Source organism: Luteimonas flava, assembly GCF_036584485.1.
GTDB lineage: Bacteria > Pseudomonadota > Gammaproteobacteria > Xanthomonadales > Xanthomonadaceae > Luteimonas > Luteimonas flava.
In genome coordinates this window covers 801364-822292 of sequence record NZ_JAZHBM010000001.1, presented here as the reverse complement: position 1 = coordinate 822292, position 20929 = coordinate 801364, and the positions used below count along the sequence as shown (strand labels likewise).

The window sequence follows — 20929 nt, the reverse complement described above, 5'->3', positions numbered from 1 at the left end:
TCAGTCCTGTACCGCCAACGCCGGCGTCGCGAAGCCGAGGCCGGCGTCCGCGCCGTCGTAGAACGCATCGCTGCCGACATGCGCGCCGCCGCCGGCCGCCGCCGCTGCGGCTTCGTCGCGGAATTCGCCGGCGATGCGGGTGATCTCATCTTCGATTTCGAAGAAGGCATCGAGCACGGCCGGGTCGAAGGTCGCGCCGCGCAGTTCGCCCATCATCGCCATCGCCTGGGCGTGGGGGAACGGCGGCTTGTAGCAGCGCCGGTTGACGAGCGCGTCGTAGACGTCGGCCACCGCCATGATGCGGCCCGACAGCGGAATCGCCGGGCCCTTCAGGCCGGCCGGATAGCCGGAGCCGTCCCACTTCTCGTGATGCGTGGCGGCGATCTCGGCCGCCACCGACAGGAAGTTGTCGCCTTCGATGTGGCGCGACGTGCTCAGAATGATGGTGCGGCCGAACTCGGCGTGCCGGCGCATCAGCACCCATTCGGCTTCGGTCAGCGGACCCGGCTTGAGCAGGATGTGGTCGGGCACGCCGACCTTGCCGATGTCGTGCAGCGGCGCCGACAGGAACAGCAGGTCGATGTAGGCGTCGGTCAGCACGTCGGCGTAGCGGCCAGTGTCGCGCAGGCGCTGCGCGATGGCGCGCACGTAGTGCTGGGTGCGCTTGATGTGCGCGCCGGTCTCGGGGTCGCGCGTTTCGGCGACCGCCGACATCGATTCGATCGTGACCTGCCGCGCGTTCTCGAGCTGCCGCCGCCAACGCCGCGCATGGCGCTGCTGCGCCCAGAACCGGATCACGGAGGCCGCGATCAGCACGGTCGACCCGACCAGCGCAGGCGCGGCAACGGGCAGCACGAGGCCGAAGGATTTGAAACCGGCGACCGCCAGTGCGCCGAGCGCGAGCATCATGCCCAGCGTCACGATCGCCACCGTCAACAGGCTGCGCCCCGCGACGAGCAGACCGCCCTGCAGCAACGCGATCACCAGTCCGAGCGCGAGCGCCGCGCCGGCGCCCCACTCCGGCGATCGCAACACGCGCCCGTCGAACATGTTCTGCATCAGCGCCGACTGCACTTTCGAACCCGAGAACGCGCGACTCAAGGCGGTGACGTGGCGATCGCCCAGGCCCACGGCCGACGACCCGATGACGACCACCTTGCCGTGCAGATGCTCCGGCGCGAGTCGTCCCGCCAGGACGTCGACGGCCGAGACGCTGGCGTAGTCCGACGGCGGGCCATCGAAGCGCAGCAGCGCATCGCCGCTGCGATCGATCGGCACAACGTGCGGTCCGATCACGAGCGAGGGACCATCGCGGCCGGTCACCACTTCGCCGGACGACACGCCCAGCGCCTGCATCGTGGTGGCCAGCGCCAGGCTCGGATACAACACGCCGCGATACTCGATCAGCAGCGGCAGGCGTCGCAGTACGCCATCGCCGTCGACCTGCATGTTGACGAAGCCGCTGACGCGGGTCTGCGCACCGATCGCGCCGACGTTGTCGAGCACCCCGTGCGCGCGGTCGAGCGCCAGCGCATCCAACGCCCCCTCGAACCCCACGCCGGGACGCGTGGGCGTGGTCTCGCCGGTGCCGTGATCGAAGTAGAAATAGCGCGCGCCGACCACGCCGGCATCGGACATCGCCTGGCCCAGGTAACCGTCGTTGTCGAGCAGGCCTTCGGGCACGCCGGTGATGGCGACATCGAGGCCGAAGTCGCGCTGGAAGGTCTTCTGGATGTCGGCCAGCGACACCCGGTCCGCCTCGGGCAGCAGCACGTCGAGCGCGATGGCAGAGGGGCGTTCGGCGGCGATACGCTCCACCAGCGCCGCGAGGCGGTAGCGCGGCCACGGCCACTGGCCGACCGCCGACAGGCTGACGTCGTCGATGTCGACGACCACCGTGTCCGGTGCCGACACGCCGGTCGCCGTCCCACGCATCAGCGTGTCGAGCGCGGCGTTGTCGAGGCGTTGGACCGGTGCGGCGCGCAGCAGCCCCGCCACGCCGATCGCCACGGCGATCAAAACGCCGAGCACCAGCAACAGCAGGTCCTGCCGGCGACTCTTTCCGGCCGCGATGCCCGGCGGCTGGGCGCGCGCGTCTACTCGGCGCATCGCATGCGCTCCGGTCGTGCCTTGGGCCGGATGGCCGCTTGCCTCACAGGATCAGGATCTCCGCGCGACGATTGCGCGGCTCGGGCTTGCCGGGCGGCGTGGGCACCAGCGGCGACTTGTCGCCGAACCAGTCCAGCTGCATCGGCAGTTCCGGATCGATCTTCCGCAGCAACGCGGCCACCGCGCGTGCGCGCTCGGCCGAGAGCTGCAGGTTGTAGGCGGGTGCGCCGGCGGAATCGGCATAGCCGAACACCGTCACTTCGGTCGGCAGGCGGTTGCGCACCGCTTCCAGCACCTCGGGCAGCCTCCGCCGGGACTCGGGCGTGAGCTCCATGCTGTCGAACAGAAAATTCAGCACGAAGCTCAGCGGCGGCGTGGGCTGCGCATCGAGCAGGGCGCGGTGTTTCGTCTCGAAGGCCTCGCGCGAGTCGGCCTTCGCCTGCGCCGGCGCGGCCGACGTGCCGGCGTCGACGCGGCCGTAGGCCTGGTCGAGCCGCTGCTGACCGTGCGCGTTGTGCACCACTACCGCGCCGACCTTGCCGTCCTGGTCGGGCAGCAGGGTCACGCGCGTGGGCGCAGCGGAGCATGCGGACAGGCATGCGGCCATCACGAGCAGCACGAAGACGTGCCATTGGCCGCGGCAGACGTTCGCCATGCTCAGTTCGCCTCGATCAGAAACCGCGTGCCGCGCACGCCCACCGTGGCCTGCGGCGTCTCCACCTTCACCGATTCCGGCGCCAGGCGGCCGATCTTGCCGGACTCGTAGATCGCCGAACCCTGCCCCATGTAGACCGAGAACGCGTAGCGGTTGGCCTTCGGCTCGAACACGTAATCGCGCACGTGGACGTCCGCGCCGCCGCCGAGCGTGAGCATGGTGCCGTCGCGGAACACGATCGATGCCGTCGCGCCCGGCGCCGTGATGATGCGATCGGCCACCTGCAGCTGGGTGCCCGCTTCCGCGGCGCGCGTGGCGCTGGCCTGCACGATGCTGACGCTGCCTGAGACGCCTTTCACCAGTCCCACGTGCTGATCCGTCGCAGAGACGGGCAAAGCGCTGCACGCCAGCCATGCGGCAGCCAGCAAAGCCAATACCTTCGACATCGGTGTTCCCCTGATTGTGTGTACACCCGGTCGGGCGGCAGCGCGCCGTGCGGTGCCGCGTGGCCCGTTCCCCAAGCCATGCAGCACCGTCTTGGAATCGTTAACGGCTGCGGAGCAGGATGCTACAGAGGCCGTTTGTGATGACGATTTCACCGGCGTGCGCAATCGCGAACGACTTGACCGGGCGTCGGATTCTGCCCGCACGCATCGTCGGCGCGCGCCGACTGCTCAGTCGTGGCTGCCGGCGTCCCGGTGCTGCGCATCGAACGTGTGCCGCGCCGCTTCGACCACCGCGCGATGGGCGATCGCCCACTCCCCGAGCGCCTGCACCGGTTCCAGCAGCGACCGCCCCAGATCGGTGAGCGCGTAATCCACTCGCGGCGGAATGCTCGGGGTCGCGGTGCGCAGGATCAGCCCGTCGCGTTCCAGGCCGCGCACCGTCAGCGTCAACATGCGTTGCGAGATGCCGGTGATCTCGCGCTTGAGTGCGTTGAAGCGCTGCGGCCCCTGCCCGAGCTTCGCGATGACGAGAATGCTCCACTTGCTGCCCACACGCGCCAGCACGTCGCTGACGTGCATGCAGCTTTCGATGGTGTGTGCAGGCGGGTCGGTCACACCCATGTGCCTCCGGTTACCGGCATGTGCCGTCTTGTGGAGGCTCATCTTGTAGCGCATGGTCGCCCCGGGCACAAATCGTAACCGAGGCACACAATGAAACTACTGCATCTCGACAGCGCCATTACCGGCGACGCTTCCGTCAGCCGCCGACTCACCACCGACATCGTCTCAAAGCTCAAGGCCGCTGACCCCAGTCTCGCCATCACCTACCGCGACCTGGCCAGCGACCCGCGCGACCACTTCACCCTGGCCGCCGCCGCCGAGGCCGATGCGCCGGATTCCGCGCTGGCGCAGTTCCTGGCCGCCGACATCGTCGTGATCGGTGCGCCGATGTACAACTTCGCGGTGCCCAGCCAGCTCAAGGCCTGGATCGATCGCATCCTGGTCGCGGGCCGCACGTTCCGCTACGGGGAGACTGGCGCGGTGGGCCTGGCGGGCGACACGCGCGTCATCGTCGCGATCGCGCGCGGCAACCGTTACGCCAGAGGCGCGCCCGCTGCCGGGCAGGAACACACAGAGAACTGGCTGCGGACGATCTTCGGCTTCATCGGCATCACGCCCGAGTTCGTCATCGCCGAAGGCGTGCTGCTGGGGCCGGATGCGAAAGACGCGGCGATGGCAGAGGCCCGTGCGTCGATCGACGCATTGGCCGCTTGAAGCAGGACGCGCCAGTGGGAAGCGCATCGAAGCTGGCGCGGTGACAAACGCATCGCACCAGCGTGCTCACCGCTTACCGCATGCCGATGTCATCGAGCCAGCGCATCGCATCCTGAGTCCACCGGTCGCTGTCCGTGCCGTTCCGGCGCACGCCAAACGCGTGACCGCCGGTCTCGTAGCGGATAAGCGTCACGTTCCCACCGGCCTCGCGCAACGCATGGTCGTAGACCTCCGAATACGCGACCGGGTCGACGGCATCGTCCTTCGCGTGGATGAGCAAGGTCGGCGGCACGGCCGCGGACACCACGATGTCGGTGTTGAGTGCACGCGCCGCGGGCGAATCCTTGGGCCGCAGATTCTTGTGTTCCATCGTCATGTGCCCGGCGTAGACCGGAATCGCAAAGTCGGGCCGCAGGCTGACCGCGTCCGCGGCGTCGGCCGGTGCATACGTGCGGGATGCGAACGCCGTGCTCGACAGCACGGCGAGATTGCCGCCGGCGGAGAAACCCATCACGCCGATATGGTCCGGATCAATGCCCCACTCTGCCGCGTTGTGGCGGACCAGCGACATCGCCCGCTGTGCATCCTGCAGCGCCATCGGAATGGACGGCGACTCGTGCCGCTTCGTCACCGGGTTCCAGTTGCAGCCCGTATTGGGCACGCGGTACTTCACCAGCACGCAGGTGATGCCGGCATCGGTCAGCCACTTGCAGACGTCCGATCCGTACAGCCCCAGGCTGCTGTTCGGGCCGATGCCCAGCGCCTTGTAACCACCGCCCGGAAAAACGAGCACGGCGGCACCCGGTGCACGCGCCGCCGGCCGGTAGACGAGCATGCTGGGATGGGTGAGCGCCCACGACTCGTGCGCCAGCGCTGCGATCCCCGCCTGCAGCACCGGCGAATCGTCCGGCCACAGCGGCACCTCTCGCCAGTACGCCATCGAAGGCGCGGCCGCCTGCGTGCCGTTCTGCGCCGGCACGTCAGTTGAAGGCGCACCCGGTACCACCTGCGCTGTGCCGTAGACCGGCAGCACGCTGGCGAGCATCGCCCCGCCGAACCCGAGCAGAATCCGGATCGCACGTTTCATTGCACCCTCCTTTCGCAACCTTGCAAGCGACCCCGGCACCGTTACTGCCCCGCCTCGAACACACTGATCCCCAAGGCACTGCTCTTGGCCTCGTACATTGCGGCATCTGCCGCGCGCAGATAGTCGTCGCTGGTCGCCAACTGGGGATGGCTGCTCACCAGTCCGATGCTGGCGCTGCTGTGCACGGCGGTCGCGCCGATCGTGTAGGGCAACGCGAGCGCCGACGCAATCTGTCGCGCCCGTTCGGCTGCCCCGGCGGGATCGACCGACTCCAGCAGCACGATGAACTCGTCACCGCTCATGCGCGCGACCAGATCGACCGCGCGTACGCAGCTTTCCAGCCGCCGCGCGACCTGCTGCAGCAACTGGTCACCGATGTGGTGGCCATGGGTGTCGTTGACCGCCTTGAACCCGTCGAGATCGAGCATCAGCACCGCGAACATCGTGGTGTGACTCTGCGCCGGGGCGCCCTCGCCCGCCGCGAGCCCTTCGCGATGCAGCGCGATCGCGTGATCGAGGCGATCGCGGAACAGCGGCCGCCCCGGCAGATTGGTCAGCGCGTCATAGGAACTGCCGCGTTCGGCCAGATCGCTCAACGAGCCCGCCATGCGCACGGCGATGCCGTCTTCGAAGCGGGCGACGCCGCGCCAGTTCACCCACACCAGACGCCCGGAGCCGTGCCAAGCGCGGAAGTCCACGGAGAAGTTCGGACTGTCCCCGGCCAGATGCCGGCGGTACGCCGATTCCACGCGGGCGCGATCGTCAGGATCGATGCGCGACTGCAGGAAGTGCCAACCGTCCGCGTGCACGGGACCGGTCGCGTCCAGCCCGAGGATGCCGTTGAAGCGTCCGGATACGTGCAACACATCCGTGCGCAGATCCCAGTCCCAGATGCCGTCGTTGGACCCGCGCGTGGCCAGCGCGTAGCGCTCGTCGGACCGCAGCAGTTCAAGTTCGGCCTGCTTCTGCCGGGTCACGTCGATCATCAGGCCGATCATGCGGTTCGGGCGCCCGGCCTCGACCACCGTCCGGCACAGGTCGCGCACCCAGACCACCTCGCCCGAGCGCGTGATCAGGCGGTAGCTCATTTCGTAGGCGTAGCTGTGCGTCGCGTCGTAGGCGGCGTTGTCGATCGCCAGTGCCGCCTCCAGATCGTCGGGATGCACGCGCGAGCGCCAGAAGCCCGGATCGGCGCGCCACTGCTCCACCGTGAAGCCGAACAGGCGTTCGACCTGCGGACTCAGAAACGTATTGCCCACACCGCGCTCGGCTTCCCAGACCACGCCGTCGATGGTCTCCAGCAACCGCAGGAAGCGCTGGCGCACTTCCACCAGCACCTGCTCGGTGACGTCGGCCACTTCGATCAGCACGCCCTGGCGACTGATCACCCGATCCGCCGCATCGGTCTCGGGCTGCAACTGCAGCCGCATCCATCGATATGTCCCGTCCGCGAACCGCAGCCGGAACACCGGCATGCCCGAACGCAGCGTCGGGTTGTCGTCGGGATGCACGAAATCCAGCAGGGAGCGGCCCAGCACATCGGCAACCGCGTGGCCCGTCAGCGTCTGCCAGGCGGGATTGAGATAGGTGACCGTCCAGCGCGCATCCGTCTGCACGACCGCGTCGGGCAACAGGCGCAGCAGGTGCGCGGACGGCGTGGGATCGGCAGGCATGGGCGCGCTATGGTCACCGAAGGACGCACGCCCGGTCCAGCGACACGCACCCGGGAACCGCGACGCCTGGGATCCACGCAACCGGGCTCATCCGGGACTTCGCAGCAGTCGCTTTCCCGCGCGGCGAGCGCGATGTACTCAGGTGCGGGTTTTCTCGAGCCGCGCTTTCAGATCCGCGAACGGGTTCGACGTCGCCGCGGCGGGTGCGTCCTCCGCGTTCCGTGCGCTGACGCCGGTGTGGTCGAGTTGACGGGAATGTTCGTTGTCGTGGCAGTACACGCACAGCAACTCCCAGTTGCTGCCGTCGGCCGGATTGTCGTCGTGGTTGTGGTTGCGGTGATGCACCGTCAGCTCACGCAGATTGACCCGCGTGAACTCGCGCGCGCAGCGGCCGCAGATCCACGGATACATCGTCAGCGCACGCTCGCGATAGCCGGCATTGCGCTGCTCGGCACTGCGGCGGGCCTCGGCGACGATGCGGTCGAGCTTGGTCTGGTCGATGGCGGGCATGGCCGGAGTCTAGCGGGATCCTGCATCCGCTCGCCCAACAGGTGGGGAACGCCCTGAGCCACTGCGCCTTGCGCGCGCTCGGCTTTGGCCCGCCCGGAATCGCGCATGCGCAAGCCGGCGCAATCACGTTCCCCTGCGGAAGACAAAGAGGCGTAGGATCAAAATTCGATTGAAAGAGCCGGGGCGGCCTGACTCACGTCATCGTGTCTGCGGCACTCCGCAATCGGATCGTCGCATTCGATCTGCGCGGCGCAAGTTGCAGGCGTGTGCCGAAAGGTTGAGGCACAGCGCGCCAACGAAACGCCATCGAGCCGCCAGCCGATCGAATCGGGGAGTCCGCGCCATGCGTGACCGTCCAGGCGACACGGCCCCGAAGTTCGAGCTGCTCGCGCGCGAGATGGAACAACAGATCGCGGCCGGCGTGCTGCGCCCCGGGGATCGCCTGCCGTCCGTGCGCCAGGCCTGTGCCAGCCGGGACTTGAGCCCGAGCACCGTGTTCAAAGCCTATTACCTGCTTGAATCGCGTGGCCTGGTGCGCGCCGCGTCTCGTTCTGGCTACTTCGTCGCGGCACGTCCCGGCGGCGCACGGCTGCCGGAACCACAAGCCTCGACGCCTCAGTCCGGATCGCAGCCCGTCAAGATCGACGACCTGATCTACGCCTGCCTGGGATCCACGCGCGCACGCGATGTCATCCCTTTCGGCTCCGCTTTCCCGAGCCCCACTCTCTTCCCGCTCGATCGACTACGCCGCGCGTTGGTCTCGAGTACGCGACGGCTCGATCCGTGGAGCATGGCCGAGGACCTGCCGCCGGGCAATCTGCCGCTCAAGCGCGAAATCGCCAAACGCTACCTGCGCCAGGGCCTGCAGGTGCCGGTCGAGGAGATCGTGCTGACCCACGGGGCGATGGAGGCACTGACCCTGTGCCTGCACGCGGTGGCGCGGCCGGGTGATGCGGTGGTGGTGGAATCGCCGACGTTCTACATGGCGCTGCAGGCGCTGCAGCGTCTCGGCATGCACGCCATCGAAGTGCCGACCGACATTCACGAAGGCATCGACCTCGCCCGCCTCGCCGACGTGATCGAGCGCCATCGCCCGAAAGCCTGCTGGCTGATGACGAACTTCCAGAACCCGCTGGGCAGCCTGATGCCGGAGGCGAAGAAGCGCGACCTCGTCGAACTGCTCGCCCGTCACGACATGCCGCTGATCGAAGACGACGTCTACGCCGAGCTCTACGCGGGCAATGTCGCGCCGCTGCCGGCCAAGGCGTTCGACCGTCGCGGTCTGGTGCTGCACTGTTCGTCGTTCTCGAAGTGCCTGGCGCCGGGCTACCGGGTCGGCTGGGCCGCGCCCGGCCGGCTGACGCGTGAGGTCGAACGGTTGAAGCTCATGACCACCCTGTCAGGCTCGATTCCGGTGCAGGCCGCCTTGGCCGAGTACCTGCAGGAAGGCGGCTACGACCGCCACCTGCGCGGCCTGCGCGCGTCGCTGCAAGCGCAGCGCGACAGTCTGTTCGACGCTGTCAATCGACTGTTTCCCGACGGCACGCGGGTGCTACACCCGGCCGGCGGATACTTCGTGTGGGTGGAATTGCCTGCGGGCGTCGACGCGATGGCGCTGCACAGTGCCGCGATGACAGAACGGATCAGCCTGGCCCCTGGGCCCATGTTCTCCGCACGCGGCGCGTTCCGGCACCACATCCGGCTGACCTGCGGCCAGCCCTGGGACGATTCACGCGAACACGCCATGCGCACACTGGCCCGGTTGGTCAATGAAGCACCGCGTGTCCAACCGTCGGCGGCAGCGTCGATCTGATCCGGTCGCGCAGACGCGCAACTGCGCGCACTGACGCCGCGAACGCCAGCGCAGAGTGCAGCCATGTCCAAGTCCCCGTCCTCAACGAAGCCGCATCCCGATGCCGTGCCGACGCGGATGGCGGTCAGCCGCACTCCGCGCGGCCCGCAGATGGCGCTGCACGAAGTGCTCGACCGGCTCGGCCCGTGCATCTTCGCCGGCCTGCTCGATACCGACGGCAGGCTGCACTACGCCAACGAGGCGGCGTTGAGCGCCGTCGGCTGCACGCCCGAGCAGGTGCTCGGCGAGCGCTTCGACACCACCCCGTGGTGGCAGGCGTGCGAACAGTCGCAACGACAGCTGCAGCTGGCAATCGCCAGCGCCGCGCGGGGCGAGGCGTCGCGCTTCGAAGTGCGCATCGCGACGCGCAACGGCCCTCCGCTGGCCATGGATTTCTCGCTGCTGCCGCTCTACGACCTGGACGGGCGGGTGGTCTGGCTGATTCCGTCGGCGCGCGATGTGAGCGAACGCGACCAGGCGCAGCACCAGCTGCTGCTCACCCGCCACGCCGTCGAACAGTCCAACGACGCCTTGCTGCAGGTCGGGCCCGACGGCGCCTTCCGCGATGCCAACGCCTCGGCGTGCCGGCTGCTGGGCCTGGAGCGGGACGAACTGCTGCGGCTGCGCGTGTCCGACATCGACACCCAAGTGGATGCCACGCAATGGCTGCAGCGCTGGCGCGATCTGTACGACAGCGGTTCGCTGCGGTTCGAGACCAGCGTGCACCATCACGACGGCCACGAAATTCCGGTCGATGTGTCGATCAGCCTGGTGACCAGCGGCGACACCTCGTTCGCGCACGTCTGCATGGACGACCTGCGCGAACGCCGCGCCGCCGAACGCCGCATCCACCAGCTGCTGCAGTTCGACGAACTGACCGGACTGCCGAACCGGCAATTGCTGCTCGAACGGCTGGACGCGATGCTGCAGGCGGGTACGCAGAGCGCGGTGCTGGTCCTGGCGCTCGATCGTTTCAAGCGCATCAATGATGGCCTCGGCACGGCGGTCGGCGACGCGGTGCTGCGCGAAGTGGCACAGCGCGTGACCTCGACCGTGCGCAACATCGATCTGGTGGCCCGGCGCGGCGACGACGAGTTCGTGGTGGTGCTGGCCGCCGGTCCGGACGATGCGCCGCACGTGGCCCATGCGCTGCTCGAGAGCATCGCCCGACCGATGCACGTCGACGGGCACGAGATCCATGTCACCTGCAGCATCGGCCTGGCCATGACACCGGCCGAAGGCGAACGCGCCGAGACCCTGCTGCGCCGTGCCAACGCGGCGTTGCATCACGCCAAGCGGCTGGGCCGCAACCAGATCAACGTCTACGCCGGCGCGCCGGACGATTACGACCCAGAGCGCCTGGCATTGGAGAACGCGCTGCGCAAGGCCCTGCGCGACGAACAGCTCGAACTGCACTACCAGCCGCAGGTCGACCTGGCACAGGGCCGCATCGTCGGTGTCGAAGCCCTGCTGCGCTGGCAGCACCCCACGCTGGGCCGCATCCCGCCGGACCGCTTCATTCCAATCGCCGAAGAAACCGGCCTGATCGTGCCCATCGGCGACTGGGTCCTGCGCCGCGCCATCGAGCAGGCGGCCGACTGGCAGCGCGCCGGCCTGCCGCCGGTACGCGTGGCCGTCAACCTGTCGGCCCGTCAGCTGCTGCAGCCCGACCTCGCGCGCCGCATCGAGCAGATGCTCGCCAGCGCCAGCCTCGATCCGCTGTTGCTCGGCGTCGAAGTCACCGAAAGCATGTTGATCGCCAACTTCGACCAGGCCGTGCAACATCTCGAGGCGCTGCGGGCGCTGGGGGTCGAGATCTCGCTCGACGACTTCGGCACCGGCTACTCCAGCCTGAGCTATCTGCGCCGGCTGCCGGTGGACCTGATCAAGATCGACCGCTCGCTGGTGCCCGACGTAACCGCGCCGGCGGACGACGTCTCGATCACCCGCGCCATCATCACCATGGCGCACCAGTTGCGCATGCGGGTGCTCGCCGAGGGCGTGGAATGCGAAGGCCAGGCGGCACTGCTGGCCAGCCACCAGTGCGACCAGATCCAGGGCTACTGGTGCAGTGCCGCCGTGCCCGCGGCCGCGCTTGAAGCGATGCTGCGCGACGGCCGCGATATCGGCGATGCCTGCCTGCGGCTGTCCGCCTGTACGGACGCGCAGGCCCAGACGAGATAGCAGCGCAGCGACCCACGGACGGAGACCATCAGAGCGAGTCCAACTGTCTCCATTCGAAGGCGATCGCAGTGCGCGTGCTCCGCTCACCGGGTTCGATCCAGTCAGCGAACACCATCAGCAACCGGTCGCTCGATTAAAGCTGCGAGGCGCGCATCTCCACCCAAGCCGGTGGCGCATCGTGTGCCAACGCTCGGACACTGACCGTGGCGCCGTTGTGTTCCTCAAGCGCGTGTCGCCAGCCCACACGCTCGAACAGCGCCGGGCTTACGTGCCTGGGCGCCGCCGTTTGAATCAGTCGCCGCGTTTTGCCGAGGCGCGGCTTTCCGCGAAATCCGGGAAGGTCTCCGCCATCGAATCCTTGTCCGGCAGGATGTAGAACACGCCGCCCTTCTCGAATGTCGGCTGGACGACCAGCTCGTAGAAGCCGGTGTCGACGTTGATGCAACCGTGGGTGACGCGGTTGTCGTCCGGCGTCGGCGATGCGAGGCGTTCCCCGCGTCGTTCGGCCGGCGTACCGCTCGCGGTGGGGTGCAGCGAGACCGCCGAATCGTAGTCCACCCAGAGCACACGCCCGGCGTCGATCGATGGACCATAGCCACCGACGAAACGACCGGCCGGCGTGGTGCGATCCCGCCCCGGAATTTCGCGCAGCGCAAGACCTGCGATGCCGGGCGCTGCATGGTCGCCGACCGCCGACCCGAACAGTCCGGGGGCCGCGCCCTGCAGCTTGCCGTCGCCGCCGAACACCAGCACCTGCGCTGCGGCCTTGTCCATCACCATGAAGGGATAGCCGTGGTTGTCATTGGCGGCGATGACCCAGCCCGCAAGCTCGATCACCGTGTCGGAGACCTCCTGGCCGGGCGGAAGCTGGTTGGCCGAGGCAGCCTGTGGCGCCACGGTGTCCTCGGCCATCGCCACCCCGACGCTGGCAGATGACAACGCGAGCAACAGCGCCGTGTGGAAGACCCGCATCGCAGGGTGTGTGGACGTGGCGATGGGACAACTCCTCGAAAAGACGGGTGACACACCGGGACCCGCGGCCGGCAGGCCCACGGGTCCCGGTCCGATCAGATCAACCGCGCGGCGTGCGACGCGGCGCCGTTTCCAGCTGCTGGACGCGACGTTCCATCGTATCCAGGCGCTGATTGGCCTGCGTCGCCGACTGGTTGGCGGATTCCGCGCTCTGCGCTGCACCCTGCACCCGCGAGTCGAGGGTATCGAGGCGCGTATCGATGCGTGCGAAGTCGTCCTTGTACGTGGCACAGCCACCAAGCCCCACGGCCGCGACCAGTGCCACGCCGACCATTTGTGCCGTCTTCTTATGCTGTTGGATGAGCGACATTTCAGTTCTCCTGCTTCGGGGGAGTCCGGAATATAGCGGCGTTTTTGCCGCGGATTCCGTGCGTCTTCAGGCGCGATTGGCGGAGGTCGAAAGCCTGTGAAATAGACGTGCTATTTGACCTAGGGCGCGCCCTAGATGCTTGGGATTACCGCTTGTGTTGCGTCTGCAAGGACACCGCCCCCATCCAACGCGTTGCCGACCAAGCCACCGGCTGACAAGCGGTTTGCCAACGGCTTCCAGCACCAACCCCATGGCGCAGCGTCGAGCTGAGATGCCACCCGACCCACCATCAACCACTCTCCTTTTACTCACGTCGCGCCCGCGGCGATCGCCTCGGCAAGCGTCGGATACAGCGGCCTGAAACCCGATGCATCGCGGGAGAAGTGAACCTCGCACCGTGAGTTTGAGACACCCCTCAAACGCTGGCTGACTGGCGGAGCTTGGATAGGGTCAACCCGACTGGTAGCGGACCTGGGTGACCGGAGAATGGGGGTACTTGCCCGGAGAGCCTCATGCACCCCACCGTCGACGGTTACAGCCCCAACGCGCTGCTCCGACAGCCCGCGTCGGCAGCACCGACTCAACCGGTAGCTGCCCAGCCGGTCGCAAGCGAGGGGACGCCCCAGGCCACGGCCGATGCTTACGCGGCATGGCAGGAGGCGCAGCAAGCCGTCGACACTGCGCCGCCGTATCACTACACCGCAGCCGCCGGTCAGGCTGCGATGTATCGCGAGGCGTTCGAAGCGGCCGTCATGGCAGAAATCGGCGCGGCGCCCCCCTTCGTGGGTCCCGTGCCGGCGGGCACCTCGCAGCTGGATATTGCTGCGAGGCCCTTGCTGGAACGCTACGAGGGCAATCCGGCTGCGATCGAGATCGTGAACCGGGCAACAGAAGAGCTTGCACTGCTTCAGCCCCTGTCTCAGCGGCCTGACGTCCAAGCCCTTCTGAGTGATGCGGCATCCCAGTCAAACGCCGAAGCGGTGATGCGCACACTCTCGGAAGGGCTTGGCGAGTTGTCGGAAGAAGATCGGCTCTACCTCACCACGAGCCCCGAGTTGGCGACGTTGATTCGCGAACAGGTAGAGCCGTGGGTGGCAGAGCCGTATGACGGCATGGAGGGCGAAGACCTGCAAGGATCTGGTGCGGTTTGGGCTTCGAACGAATCGTCGTCTCGACTTCAGACGTTGACCGATGGCCTGCCCCCGGATCTGGCGTATGCAGTGGTCCAGGGCAACCTCGACACAATCGTCAACATTGCGCAGCTCCGGCCCCAGTATCTGGGCAACCCCGTGGCTGGGCAGGGCGGCGATTCCTTTGCCAACATCGCCGACGCCGTGGGTGCATTGGGCGACACGCCCGAAGGCAACGCGTTGCGCACCGATATCGCGACGATGTTCACAGCGAATGGGGTTGATCGGGGCCAAGGGGTTCCGTTGGCCACCGTGCTGGGCCTGTCCGTCCAGAACGGAGCAAGCCCCGGATTGGCCCTTGAAATCATTTCGCAACTGTCGACGGGCGGTGCGGGAGAAGTGGAGACGGCTGAACTGGCCACGGAGCACCTGGTCCAGGCGGGCGAAGCGATCGCCGAAAGCATCACCGGGGATCTCGAGAACTACCAGTCGATGCTCGAGGAGCTGGGTGCGCTGCTCGCCAGTCACGAGGGTCTGCCGCCCGAAGCGACGAATGCGGCCGTCGAAAACTGGCTCGAAGGCCAGGACTCGGAGTGGCAGGCGCAGTTTGAACAACTGGAAGGCTCGATCATCGACAAGGCCACTCAGCTTCGCGAACTGATGGCTGGCGTCAGTGGGCTGCCGGAAGAGCTTGCCAGTCAGGCCACCGGCCCGCTCCAGGATCTCTTCAACGACGAGTCGGTTCTCAATGCGGTGAACCTGGCCGCCAGCCGGGATCGCAGCTTCCTGACAGGGCCCGAGGCCGACGCGATGATGGCGCTGGCCGATCCTGCTCGGGCAGGGGCTGCTGGGGCAGAAACCCTGCGACAGATCGGCAACCACGCCATCCAGCAAGAGGTCTCGTTGATCTTCGGTGACCTGGAGCATGGAAGTCCGGCCAGTGTCGCCACGGCGCGTTCGCAGCTCGAGGCTCTGGGTCATCGCGTGTCAGGGCTTTACGGCAGTGACGCCGAGGCCTATCGCGCTGCCATCAACTCTCTGGATGAGTTTGCAAGCTTGCCCGCCAACGCGTCAGCTGCAGCGGTGGAAGACGCAGCCACCCGTTTGAACAACACGCTGGGTGGCATCGAAGGGTTTGGCGCTGATACGGTGGCCGGCGGCCTCTTGCGCTCGCTGGGCGTCGCCGCAGGCGTCCTGGCCTTGAACAAGTACGCGAGCCTGGCGATAGACGAGGGCGGGGTGCATAACCAGATCGCGACTCTAGGCGCCGCAGCCGGGCTCGGCAGTGCAGCCATCGCGTTGCTGGAACGCCCCGGCGCGGTCGACATGGCAGGACTTGGTGCTCTGGACGATGCACGCGGGCGTCTTGGTCCGCTAGGGGCCGCGAACTGGGGCCGTGCGCTTGGGGTGTTCTCCGCCGTGGGCGACTTCGCCTATATGGCCAACGCGTTGTCGCGTGATGAGCCTCTCGAAGCGGGGCTTCACGGGCTTGCCGGCGCGGGCACAGTCGTTCTGGCTGGCGCGTCTGGCCCAGCGGGTTGGCTCATAGGCGGCACCATGATCGTGGCGTCGATGGTGGGTCAGGCCAACTGGGCCAGTTTCAAGGAAGCCGAGCAAGCGCATGGGGCGTCGGTCAGCTTCCTTGTCGCTGCCGGCCTTGAACCTGACGTTGCAGAGATCCTGGCGAATACCGGACAGAGCGAGGGCTTTGAGGCCGTCAATGCGGTGCCGCTGGTTTTCGACCTGGCGACAACCAGCGGGGTTCCAGGCACCGCGCAACGCCTGACGCCTGAGGAAGCCATCGCAGCGCTCAACGAATTGAGCGGCGATCCGGAGGCGTTGGCTGACTTGCAGCTCCACGTCACCGAGCTCCGCCTCGCCAATCAGCACACGTTGCTGCCTGGTTACAACTGACGCTGACGCCCCACCCGTCTGGCTTGCGCTTGCTGCAGATCCCGCGCGGCGTGCCACCCTCTGGCGCAGCCTGCGGGACGAGGCGTTGCTAACCGAACAACTCACCCAGATCCGCGAGTACCTGCAACAGCAACGCGCCTGGGGCTGCGACGACTTCCGCGCGATGGTGGAAGCCAAGACCCGCCGCTTCGCGGTCACGCGCCCCGCACACCGCCTCTCGAGGCGGAATAAGTGAACCTGGCCCCGTTAGTAAGCACCGTTAGTACCAGCGCGACGCCACCCGTCCTCATTCTCCCGGTAGCTTTGCCGCCAGCACGTCGGCCTTCTCGATGGAAGGCGGCGACGAGAAGAGATCTCCCGCCTGCGCCATCAATGCAGCGGCCACCTTGCCCGACAGGTGAGCCTGGCGGCCCGCTTCGTGAGGGAAGGCATCGAAGATCCCGAACGTGGTGGGACCCAGCCGAATGCCGAACCATGCCGTGGTATCAGGCTCCGCCTGCACGAGCGGGAGCCCGCCCCGCAGGAACTGTTCGACTTCTGCCTCTTTTCCGGGCTTGGCCTCCAAACGCACGAACAGCGCGACTGTCACCATGACACGTCTCCTCTGGTTGGGAGCCACCCACCATACGCCGCATTACGCAGCCAACAACGGATTTCGGACCGGCGGTGCAATTGGTGTCAATGCAACTCAGTGCAACGGGTGCAAGGACAATTGCGCAGTGGTCGCGGGGCGCCCTGCCTCCCGCGCCGCTGCGAAACGACCGGTCCGCGCTTCGACCCAGGACTGAAACCTGTCACTGCCCAGCACCTTCTGCTGCTGCAGATTGCGGCGGATCTCCGCGACCAGCGCATTCGGCACGGCGTCGTCGAACAGGTCGCGATACGCGATCGCTCTCGCCACCGTCGTTGCCCTGGATGATCTCCAGCATCAACGCCAGCGCCGACTTCCGACGCGTCGTCCAACGCTTGATCTCTTCTTCCATCACCGCGCTCATCTGCGTCTCCCTGAAAAGGTTAGACCTGAGCAGCAAATCAGTGGGTCATTAGATAGGCGGCGAGCAGATGCGCCAGCCGATCCCACTGCACGCCTGTCAGCGCGTCGTCTCGACATGGGCAGAACGGTGCCAGGGTTACTTTCCCGAGATCGCGGCGGGCGTCGAGGAGAGCTTCGGCGCGTCAAACGCTGACCGCATGCGTTCTCCCTGCCGAGCGATGCTGTCGACATGGGCCGCACGCCACGATTCGATCTTCCCGGTGTGCCGCAGCACATCGTGCAGCGCGGCAACAACCGCCTGCCCTGCTTACTTGATGACCGCGATCGGCTGGACTACCTGCACCTCTTGCGCGGCGCCTTGCTCGCGACCGGCGTGCGGTTGCACGCCTACGTGCTGATGGACAACCACGTCCACCTGCTCGCAACGCCGCACGGACCGGGCGACCTGAGCCGGATGATGCAGAAATTCGGGCGCCAGTACGTCGGCCTTTTCAACGCCCGCCACCGTCGCACCGGCACGCTTTGGGAAGGCCGTTACAAGGCCTGTCTGGTCGGCGACGAGCGTTACGTATTGACCTGCCAGCGCTACATCGAACTCAACCCGGTCCGCGCCCGGATCACCGATGATCCCCTGACGTACCGCTGGTCCAGCTGCGTTGCGCATCTGGGGCAGCGTGCCGGCTCGCTGCTCACGCCCCATCCCGCCTGGCTTGCGCTGGATGCCGACCCCGCGCGGCGCGCCACCCTCTGGCGCAGCCTGCTGGACGAGGCGTTGCCAGACGAACAACTCGCCGAGATCCGCGAGTACTTGCAACAGCAACGCGCCTGGGGTCGCGACGACTTCCGCGCGATGGTGGAAGCCAAGACCCGCCGCTTCGCGGGCACACGCCCCGCACACCGGCCCTCAAAGCTGAATAAGTGAACCTGGCACCGTTATAACGAATCTGGCACCGTTAGCCCTTCCTTGCGCGGCGCCATTCTGGATAAGTGAACCTGGCACCGTTATTCCTGTTCAGCGCCAGCGTCGCCGCGGTGGCTTTGGCCCAGGACGTTGCTGCCTTACGACCAGACGGCAAGGCGCGATCCATGACCGCGTGCAGCAGGTGTTCCCCGACCTGCGCAGCCAGCCTGTCGGCGGTGCGTGTTGCGGGCGGCGCTTCCGGCAACGGCCCCAGCATGGCGCGGAGTTCGTCGCCGTCGATCAGCTGGACCAGCCCGTTGCGGGTCGCGGCCTCGATCGCGGCCTTGGTGAACTCACCGCTGGTCACAAGGATCGCGGCATCGGCGCGCGCGTTGACCATCAGCCCGATCAGCTGATGCACCTCGTTGTGGGGCACCTTGTAGGCGTTCCAGTGCTTGACCTGCACCAGCACGACCCGATCATCGCGTTGAAGCTTCAGATCGACGCCACCATCGAACCGACTGGCCGATGCGCCCGTCCCCACATGCTCGACCTGATAGCCCGCTTCCCGGTAGTACGCGGCGAGCAGATGCTCCAGCCGATCCCAACGCACTCCTGTCAGCGTATCGTCACGACGATGCGCCACTCCTTTCAATCCCTGCCGCATGCCGTCCCCCTGACTGGCCTACGTCGCCGCTCGCGCGGCGTCATCCTAGATAAGTGAACCTGACCCCGTTATTCCCATGCGCGCACGCCGCTGGCGGGACACTGCTCAATGACACCGTGACCGAAAAAGACCTCACCGCGATCCGCGAACACCCTCAAAAACAGCACGCTTGGGGCCGCGACGACTTCCGCACCATGGTCGAAGCCAAGACGAAACGCTTCGCAGGCGTCCGACCTGCTCCTCGACCAACCGAGACGGATAAAGAAACCTGACCTCGTTCTTGCCCGCTGTCATCGGTAATACCGAGCCAATCTGAGAAAGAAATAGGCCCCGGGAAGAAGCAGCGCCGATATCCAGAAAGTCAGAAAGAAAATTGCTGCAACAGTTAGATCACTACGCGATGTGAACTCAAGAAACGCGGCCGTTCTTAAACTGGTTGCCGAACCGACGCCAAACGCCAGAAACAGCATCACAGGCGCGCCTGCGCCCAAAACCAAACACGCCAACGACAGCCGCCAATACTCCATTGGCACCATGCTGGGAGCGGTCCAGGTCAAGCGCCTTCGAAACCATGCAAGATTTGCAATCAGCACCGGCACATACAGAAAAAGCATCCCAAAGAACAAGCTTGGCATGTAGTCGAGGGCACGATTTCGCGACCAAAGAGCTTGGAACCTCGCTTGATCCGGGAGCAGTGCTTCGTGCACAAGACCGGTCAGGTCGATGCCCAATACGGACATCGCGATAGCGGCCACGAGGTAGAGGTAGAGCGCGATCTCCATGACATCAAACTTTCGATGAGCAAAGGCTTTGAACTTAGGCATGTGCTGGCTCAGTTCTAGTTTGGCCCGGTTGAGCAAGGCATTTAGGTCACGTGATTCAAGCTAGTGGCTCACTACCTATGAGTGGACTTGCCCCCTATATTGCCGGCCGCATGTCGTCCCATGACCGGCCTACGTCGCCGCTCGCGCGGCGTCATCCTAGATGAGTGAACTTGACCCCGTTGTTGGATACGGCATGGGTGAGTCAAATCGATTCGGGCGCAAAACAAAGCCGATCAGTCTTCGACGGCGGTGATACGACCGTCTTCAACTTTCCAGAGGCCGTTCTTTACAGTGGTGACGTAGAACGGCTTCCCCTTCCAGAGACTCCAGAACACGTGGATCTCGGTCGGAGTCGGGTCGAGCAGATGCGTGACGATCATGGCGACCGCGTTGGGTGCTGGATTGAGATCAATGCAGCTCCGCGTGTAGGGGCGCCACGCCGTCGCCACATCGCCTTCCGTTTCCACACGGGTCGAGCCGCCCAGCCGCACCACGCCTTGCGAAGGTCGCGGAATCAAGAAGACCACCCACTGCGCCTCCACGCTCGACGGCAGCACCACCGTGTCGTAAGCGTCCCCGCATCGCGGCGAATCGAATGCCAATGCCGTCGTGCGGGCCTGCGCGGCAGCCCGCTCATTCGAGGACAGCCCGGCCGGAGCCGGCAGTGCCTCGATTGGCGCCGCGAGTACGCCGTCGGTCGAGACCGCTACCCGATAGAGCGCAGCGGATGCGTCATCCAGCACGGTGACGTGGATCTGCCCCCCGTAGCCCAGGGTGATCTCGCCTGCCACGCGATCGTCCTCGCGCATGGTCTGGTCGGCATCCATCGCCGCGCGCACCGCTTCGATCGCGCGGTAATGGGTGTAGATCGTCCGGCCTGACGCTTCAGCCGATGCATTGGCGTCTGCGTCGCTGATCTTCGAATCGTCGCGGGCAAGCGCAGGCCAGCACACCAGCAGTGCGCCGACCAGAAGCGCCGTGCGCAAATGCCGGCAAGCGAGCGCAGCGGACTGATCAACGCGGGACCATCCCATCATCTGGGCAGCCTCATGGATTGGCTGCGCATCGGAACCCGATCGCCGTTCTCTTTGAGAATGGTCCAGCCGTCGATCTGAGATGCCTCGAGCACCGTGACCTTGCTCTGCAACCCCCACCAACTGGTCTGGGTAACCAGCACACGATCCGTCCCTTCAAACAGAAGATCGCTCGATTGCCACGTTGAGGTCAGCGCAATCAGTCCGGCGGCTAGCAGCACAATGAAAATCGTGCCGATCAACGTGTCGAAGAACTTGCCGATGGCGCCACGGCCCTCTGTGGAAGGGGCTGTTGCGATGTGACCCTGCTCTGCATGTGCGTTCATTGCTTT

The 20929-nt window shown here is 66.4% G+C and carries 21 protein-coding genes; 6 read left to right on the top strand and 15 right to left on the bottom strand.

What is annotated here, in order from left to right; translation table 11 throughout:
• The 4 genes from V3391_RS03915 to V3391_RS03900 all read right to left on the bottom strand — a co-directional run bounded on the left by V3391_RS03915 (position 1) and on the right by V3391_RS03900 (position 3831).
• The gene (locus tag V3391_RS03915; RefSeq protein WP_332077090.1) at positions 1–2109 is read right to left on the bottom strand and encodes a CHASE2 domain-containing protein; all 2109 of its coding nucleotides are present in this window, start codon (positions 2107–2109) and stop codon (positions 1–3) included.
• 43 nt (positions 2110–2152) lie between these two features.
• Positions 2153–2764 (bottom strand): OmpA family protein, encoded by a 612-nt coding sequence (locus V3391_RS03910; RefSeq protein WP_332077089.1) that lies wholly within the window; start codon positions 2762–2764, stop codon positions 2153–2155.
• 2 nt (positions 2765–2766) lie between these two features.
• On the bottom strand, positions 2767–3132 hold the full coding sequence (locus V3391_RS03905; protein ID WP_332077088.1) for a FecR family protein: 366 nt from the start codon (positions 3130–3132) through the stop codon (positions 2767–2769).
• Between the two features lie 306 nt (positions 3133–3438).
• Positions 3439–3831 carry a winged helix-turn-helix transcriptional regulator gene (locus V3391_RS03900; RefSeq protein ID WP_332077087.1) on the bottom strand — a complete coding sequence of 131 codons (393 nt, stop codon included), beginning with the start codon at positions 3829–3831 and terminating at the stop codon, positions 3439–3441.
• A 90-nt stretch (positions 3832–3921) separates the two neighbouring features.
• Here V3391_RS03900 and V3391_RS03895 point away from each other — a divergent pair, with 90 nt between their 5' ends.
• Positions 3922–4485, top strand: a complete 564-nt coding sequence (locus V3391_RS03895; protein WP_332077086.1) for an FMN-dependent NADH-azoreductase — start codon at positions 3922–3924, stop codon at positions 4483–4485.
• Between the two features lie 73 nt (positions 4486–4558).
• On the opposite strand, the gene V3391_RS03890 is transcribed toward V3391_RS03895, so the two are convergent.
• From V3391_RS03890 to V3391_RS03880, 3 genes are all read right to left on the bottom strand, one after another.
• Positions 4559–5572, bottom strand: a complete 1014-nt coding sequence (locus V3391_RS03890) for an alpha/beta hydrolase (RefSeq protein WP_332077085.1) — start codon at positions 5570–5572, stop codon at positions 4559–4561.
• A gap of 41 nt (positions 5573–5613) precedes the next feature.
• The gene (locus V3391_RS03885; RefSeq protein ID WP_332077084.1) at positions 5614–7245 is read right to left on the bottom strand and encodes a diguanylate cyclase domain-containing protein; all 1632 of its coding nucleotides are present in this window, start codon (positions 7243–7245) and stop codon (positions 5614–5616) included.
• A gap of 138 nt (positions 7246–7383) precedes the next feature.
• Positions 7384–7755 carry a YajD family HNH nuclease gene (locus V3391_RS03880; RefSeq protein ID WP_332077083.1) on the bottom strand — a complete coding sequence of 124 codons (372 nt, stop codon included), beginning with the start codon at positions 7753–7755 and terminating at the stop codon, positions 7384–7386.
• A gap of 397 nt (positions 7756–8152) precedes the next feature.
• On the opposite strand from V3391_RS03880, the gene V3391_RS03875 reads away from it, so the two are divergent.
• Together V3391_RS03875 and V3391_RS03870 are read left to right on the top strand one after the other, a co-directional pair.
• A complete protein-coding gene (locus V3391_RS03875) occupies positions 8153–9568 on the top strand; it encodes an aminotransferase-like domain-containing protein (protein ID WP_332077082.1) in 1416 nt (471 codons plus the stop codon).
• A 63-nt stretch (positions 9569–9631) separates the two neighbouring features.
• The gene (locus tag V3391_RS03870; protein ID WP_332077081.1) at positions 9632–11791 is read left to right on the top strand and encodes a putative bifunctional diguanylate cyclase/phosphodiesterase; all 2160 of its coding nucleotides are present in this window, start codon (positions 9632–9634) and stop codon (positions 11789–11791) included.
• A gap of 291 nt (positions 11792–12082) precedes the next feature.
• On the opposite strand, the gene V3391_RS03865 is transcribed toward V3391_RS03870, so the two are convergent.
• A complete protein-coding gene (locus V3391_RS03865; RefSeq protein WP_332077080.1) occupies positions 12083–12763 on the bottom strand; it encodes a hypothetical protein in 681 nt (226 codons plus the stop codon).
• 100 nt (positions 12764–12863) lie between these two features.
• A complete protein-coding gene (locus V3391_RS03860) occupies positions 12864–13133 on the bottom strand; it encodes a hemolysin XhlA family protein (RefSeq protein WP_232135700.1) in 270 nt (89 codons plus the stop codon).
• A gap of 512 nt (positions 13134–13645) precedes the next feature.
• Between V3391_RS03860 and V3391_RS03855 the strand changes: the two genes are divergently transcribed.
• Positions 13646–16177 carry a hypothetical protein gene (locus V3391_RS03855; RefSeq protein WP_332077079.1) on the top strand — a complete coding sequence of 844 codons (2532 nt, stop codon included), beginning with the start codon at positions 13646–13648 and terminating at the stop codon, positions 16175–16177.
• Positions 16178–16463: 286 nt separating this feature from the next.
• Here the strand turns inward: V3391_RS03855 and V3391_RS03850 are convergent, their stop codons facing one another.
• Both V3391_RS03850 and V3391_RS17790 read right to left on the bottom strand, forming a co-directional pair.
• Positions 16464–16769 carry a putative quinol monooxygenase gene (locus V3391_RS03850; protein WP_332077078.1) on the bottom strand — a complete coding sequence of 102 codons (306 nt, stop codon included), beginning with the start codon at positions 16767–16769 and terminating at the stop codon, positions 16464–16466.
• Positions 16770–16971: 202 nt separating this feature from the next.
• Positions 16972–17172 (bottom strand): hypothetical protein, encoded by a 201-nt coding sequence (locus tag V3391_RS17790; protein ID WP_425497192.1) that lies wholly within the window; start codon positions 17170–17172, stop codon positions 16972–16974.
• 228 nt (positions 17173–17400) lie between these two features.
• On the opposite strand from V3391_RS17790, the gene V3391_RS03840 reads away from it, so the two are divergent.
• Positions 17401–18093 (top strand): transposase, encoded by a 693-nt coding sequence (locus tag V3391_RS03840; RefSeq protein WP_332077077.1) that lies wholly within the window; start codon positions 17401–17403, stop codon positions 18091–18093.
• 31 nt (positions 18094–18124) lie between these two features.
• Here V3391_RS03840 and V3391_RS03835 read toward each other — a convergent pair whose 3' ends face one another.
• On the bottom strand, positions 18125–18739 hold the full coding sequence (locus V3391_RS03835) for a restriction endonuclease (protein ID WP_332077076.1): 615 nt from the start codon (positions 18737–18739) through the stop codon (positions 18125–18127).
• Between the two features lie 116 nt (positions 18740–18855).
• On the opposite strand from V3391_RS03835, the gene V3391_RS03830 reads away from it, so the two are divergent.
• Complete coding sequence (locus V3391_RS03830; protein WP_332077075.1) at positions 18856–19011, top strand: hypothetical protein; 156 nt, start codon at positions 18856–18858, stop codon at positions 19009–19011.
• A gap of 18 nt (positions 19012–19029) precedes the next feature.
• Here V3391_RS03830 and V3391_RS03825 read toward each other — a convergent pair whose 3' ends face one another.
• The 3 genes from V3391_RS03825 to V3391_RS03815 all read right to left on the bottom strand — a co-directional run bounded on the left by V3391_RS03825 (position 19030) and on the right by V3391_RS03815 (position 20923).
• On the bottom strand, positions 19030–19563 hold the full coding sequence (locus V3391_RS03825; RefSeq protein ID WP_332077074.1) for a hypothetical protein: 534 nt from the start codon (positions 19561–19563) through the stop codon (positions 19030–19032).
• A 233-nt stretch (positions 19564–19796) separates the two neighbouring features.
• On the bottom strand, positions 19797–20600 hold the full coding sequence (locus tag V3391_RS03820) for a hypothetical protein (RefSeq protein ID WP_332077073.1): 804 nt from the start codon (positions 20598–20600) through the stop codon (positions 19797–19799).
• Entirely contained in the window at positions 20597–20923 is a 327-nt protein-coding gene (locus V3391_RS03815) for a hypothetical protein (RefSeq protein WP_332077072.1), read from the bottom strand. Before V3391_RS03815 ends, V3391_RS03820 begins: the two co-directional genes overlap by 4 nt.
• Positions 20924–20929: the final 6 nt, after the last annotated feature.

Bases quoted from the DNA above. Each gene is read 5' to 3' on its own strand.
- V3391_RS03915 (WP_332077090.1), bottom strand. From the start codon at position 2,109: ATGCGCCGAGTAGACGCGCGCGCCCAGCCGCCGGGCATCGCGGCCGGA.
- V3391_RS03910 (WP_332077089.1), bottom strand. From the start codon at position 2,764: ATGGCGAACGTCTGCCGCGGCCAATGGCACGTCTTCGTGCTGCTCGTG.
- V3391_RS03900 (WP_332077087.1), bottom strand. From the start codon at position 3,831: ATGGGTGTGACCGACCCGCCTGCACACACCATCGAAAGCTGCATGCAC.
- V3391_RS03895 (WP_332077086.1), top strand. From the start codon at position 3,922: ATGAAACTACTGCATCTCGACAGCGCCATTACCGGCGACGCTTCCGTC.
- V3391_RS03890 (WP_332077085.1), bottom strand. From the start codon at position 5,572: ATGAAACGTGCGATCCGGATTCTGCTCGGGTTCGGCGGGGCGATGCTC.
- V3391_RS03885 (WP_332077084.1), bottom strand. From the start codon at position 7,245: ATGCCTGCCGATCCCACGCCGTCCGCGCACCTGCTGCGCCTGTTGCCC.
- V3391_RS03880 (WP_332077083.1), bottom strand. From the start codon at position 7,755: ATGCCCGCCATCGACCAGACCAAGCTCGACCGCATCGTCGCCGAGGCC.
- V3391_RS03875 (WP_332077082.1), top strand. From the start codon at position 8,153: ATGGAACAACAGATCGCGGCCGGCGTGCTGCGCCCCGGGGATCGCCTG.
- V3391_RS03870 (WP_332077081.1), top strand. From the start codon at position 9,632: ATGTCCAAGTCCCCGTCCTCAACGAAGCCGCATCCCGATGCCGTGCCG.
- V3391_RS03865 (WP_332077080.1), bottom strand. From the start codon at position 12,763: ATGCGGGTCTTCCACACGGCGCTGTTGCTCGCGTTGTCATCTGCCAGC.
- V3391_RS03860 (WP_232135700.1), bottom strand. From the start codon at position 13,133: ATGTCGCTCATCCAACAGCATAAGAAGACGGCACAAATGGTCGGCGTG.
- V3391_RS03855 (WP_332077079.1), top strand. From the start codon at position 13,646: ATGCACCCCACCGTCGACGGTTACAGCCCCAACGCGCTGCTCCGACAG.
- V3391_RS03850 (WP_332077078.1), bottom strand. From the start codon at position 16,769: ATGGTGACAGTCGCGCTGTTCGTGCGTTTGGAGGCCAAGCCCGGAAAA.
- V3391_RS17790 (WP_425497192.1), bottom strand. From the start codon at position 17,172: ATGAGCGCGGTGATGGAAGAAGAGATCAAGCGTTGGACGACGCGTCGG.
- V3391_RS03840 (WP_332077077.1), top strand. From the start codon at position 17,401: ATGGGCCGCACGCCACGATTCGATCTTCCCGGTGTGCCGCAGCACATC.
- V3391_RS03835 (WP_332077076.1), bottom strand. From the start codon at position 18,739: ATGCGGCAGGGATTGAAAGGAGTGGCGCATCGTCGTGACGATACGCTG.
- V3391_RS03825 (WP_332077074.1), bottom strand. From the start codon at position 19,563: ATGCCTAAGTTCAAAGCCTTTGCTCATCGAAAGTTTGATGTCATGGAG.
- V3391_RS03820 (WP_332077073.1), bottom strand. From the start codon at position 20,600: ATGATGGGATGGTCCCGCGTTGATCAGTCCGCTGCGCTCGCTTGCCGG.
- V3391_RS03815 (WP_332077072.1), bottom strand. From the start codon at position 20,923: ATGAACGCACATGCAGAGCAGGGTCACATCGCAACAGCCCCTTCCACA.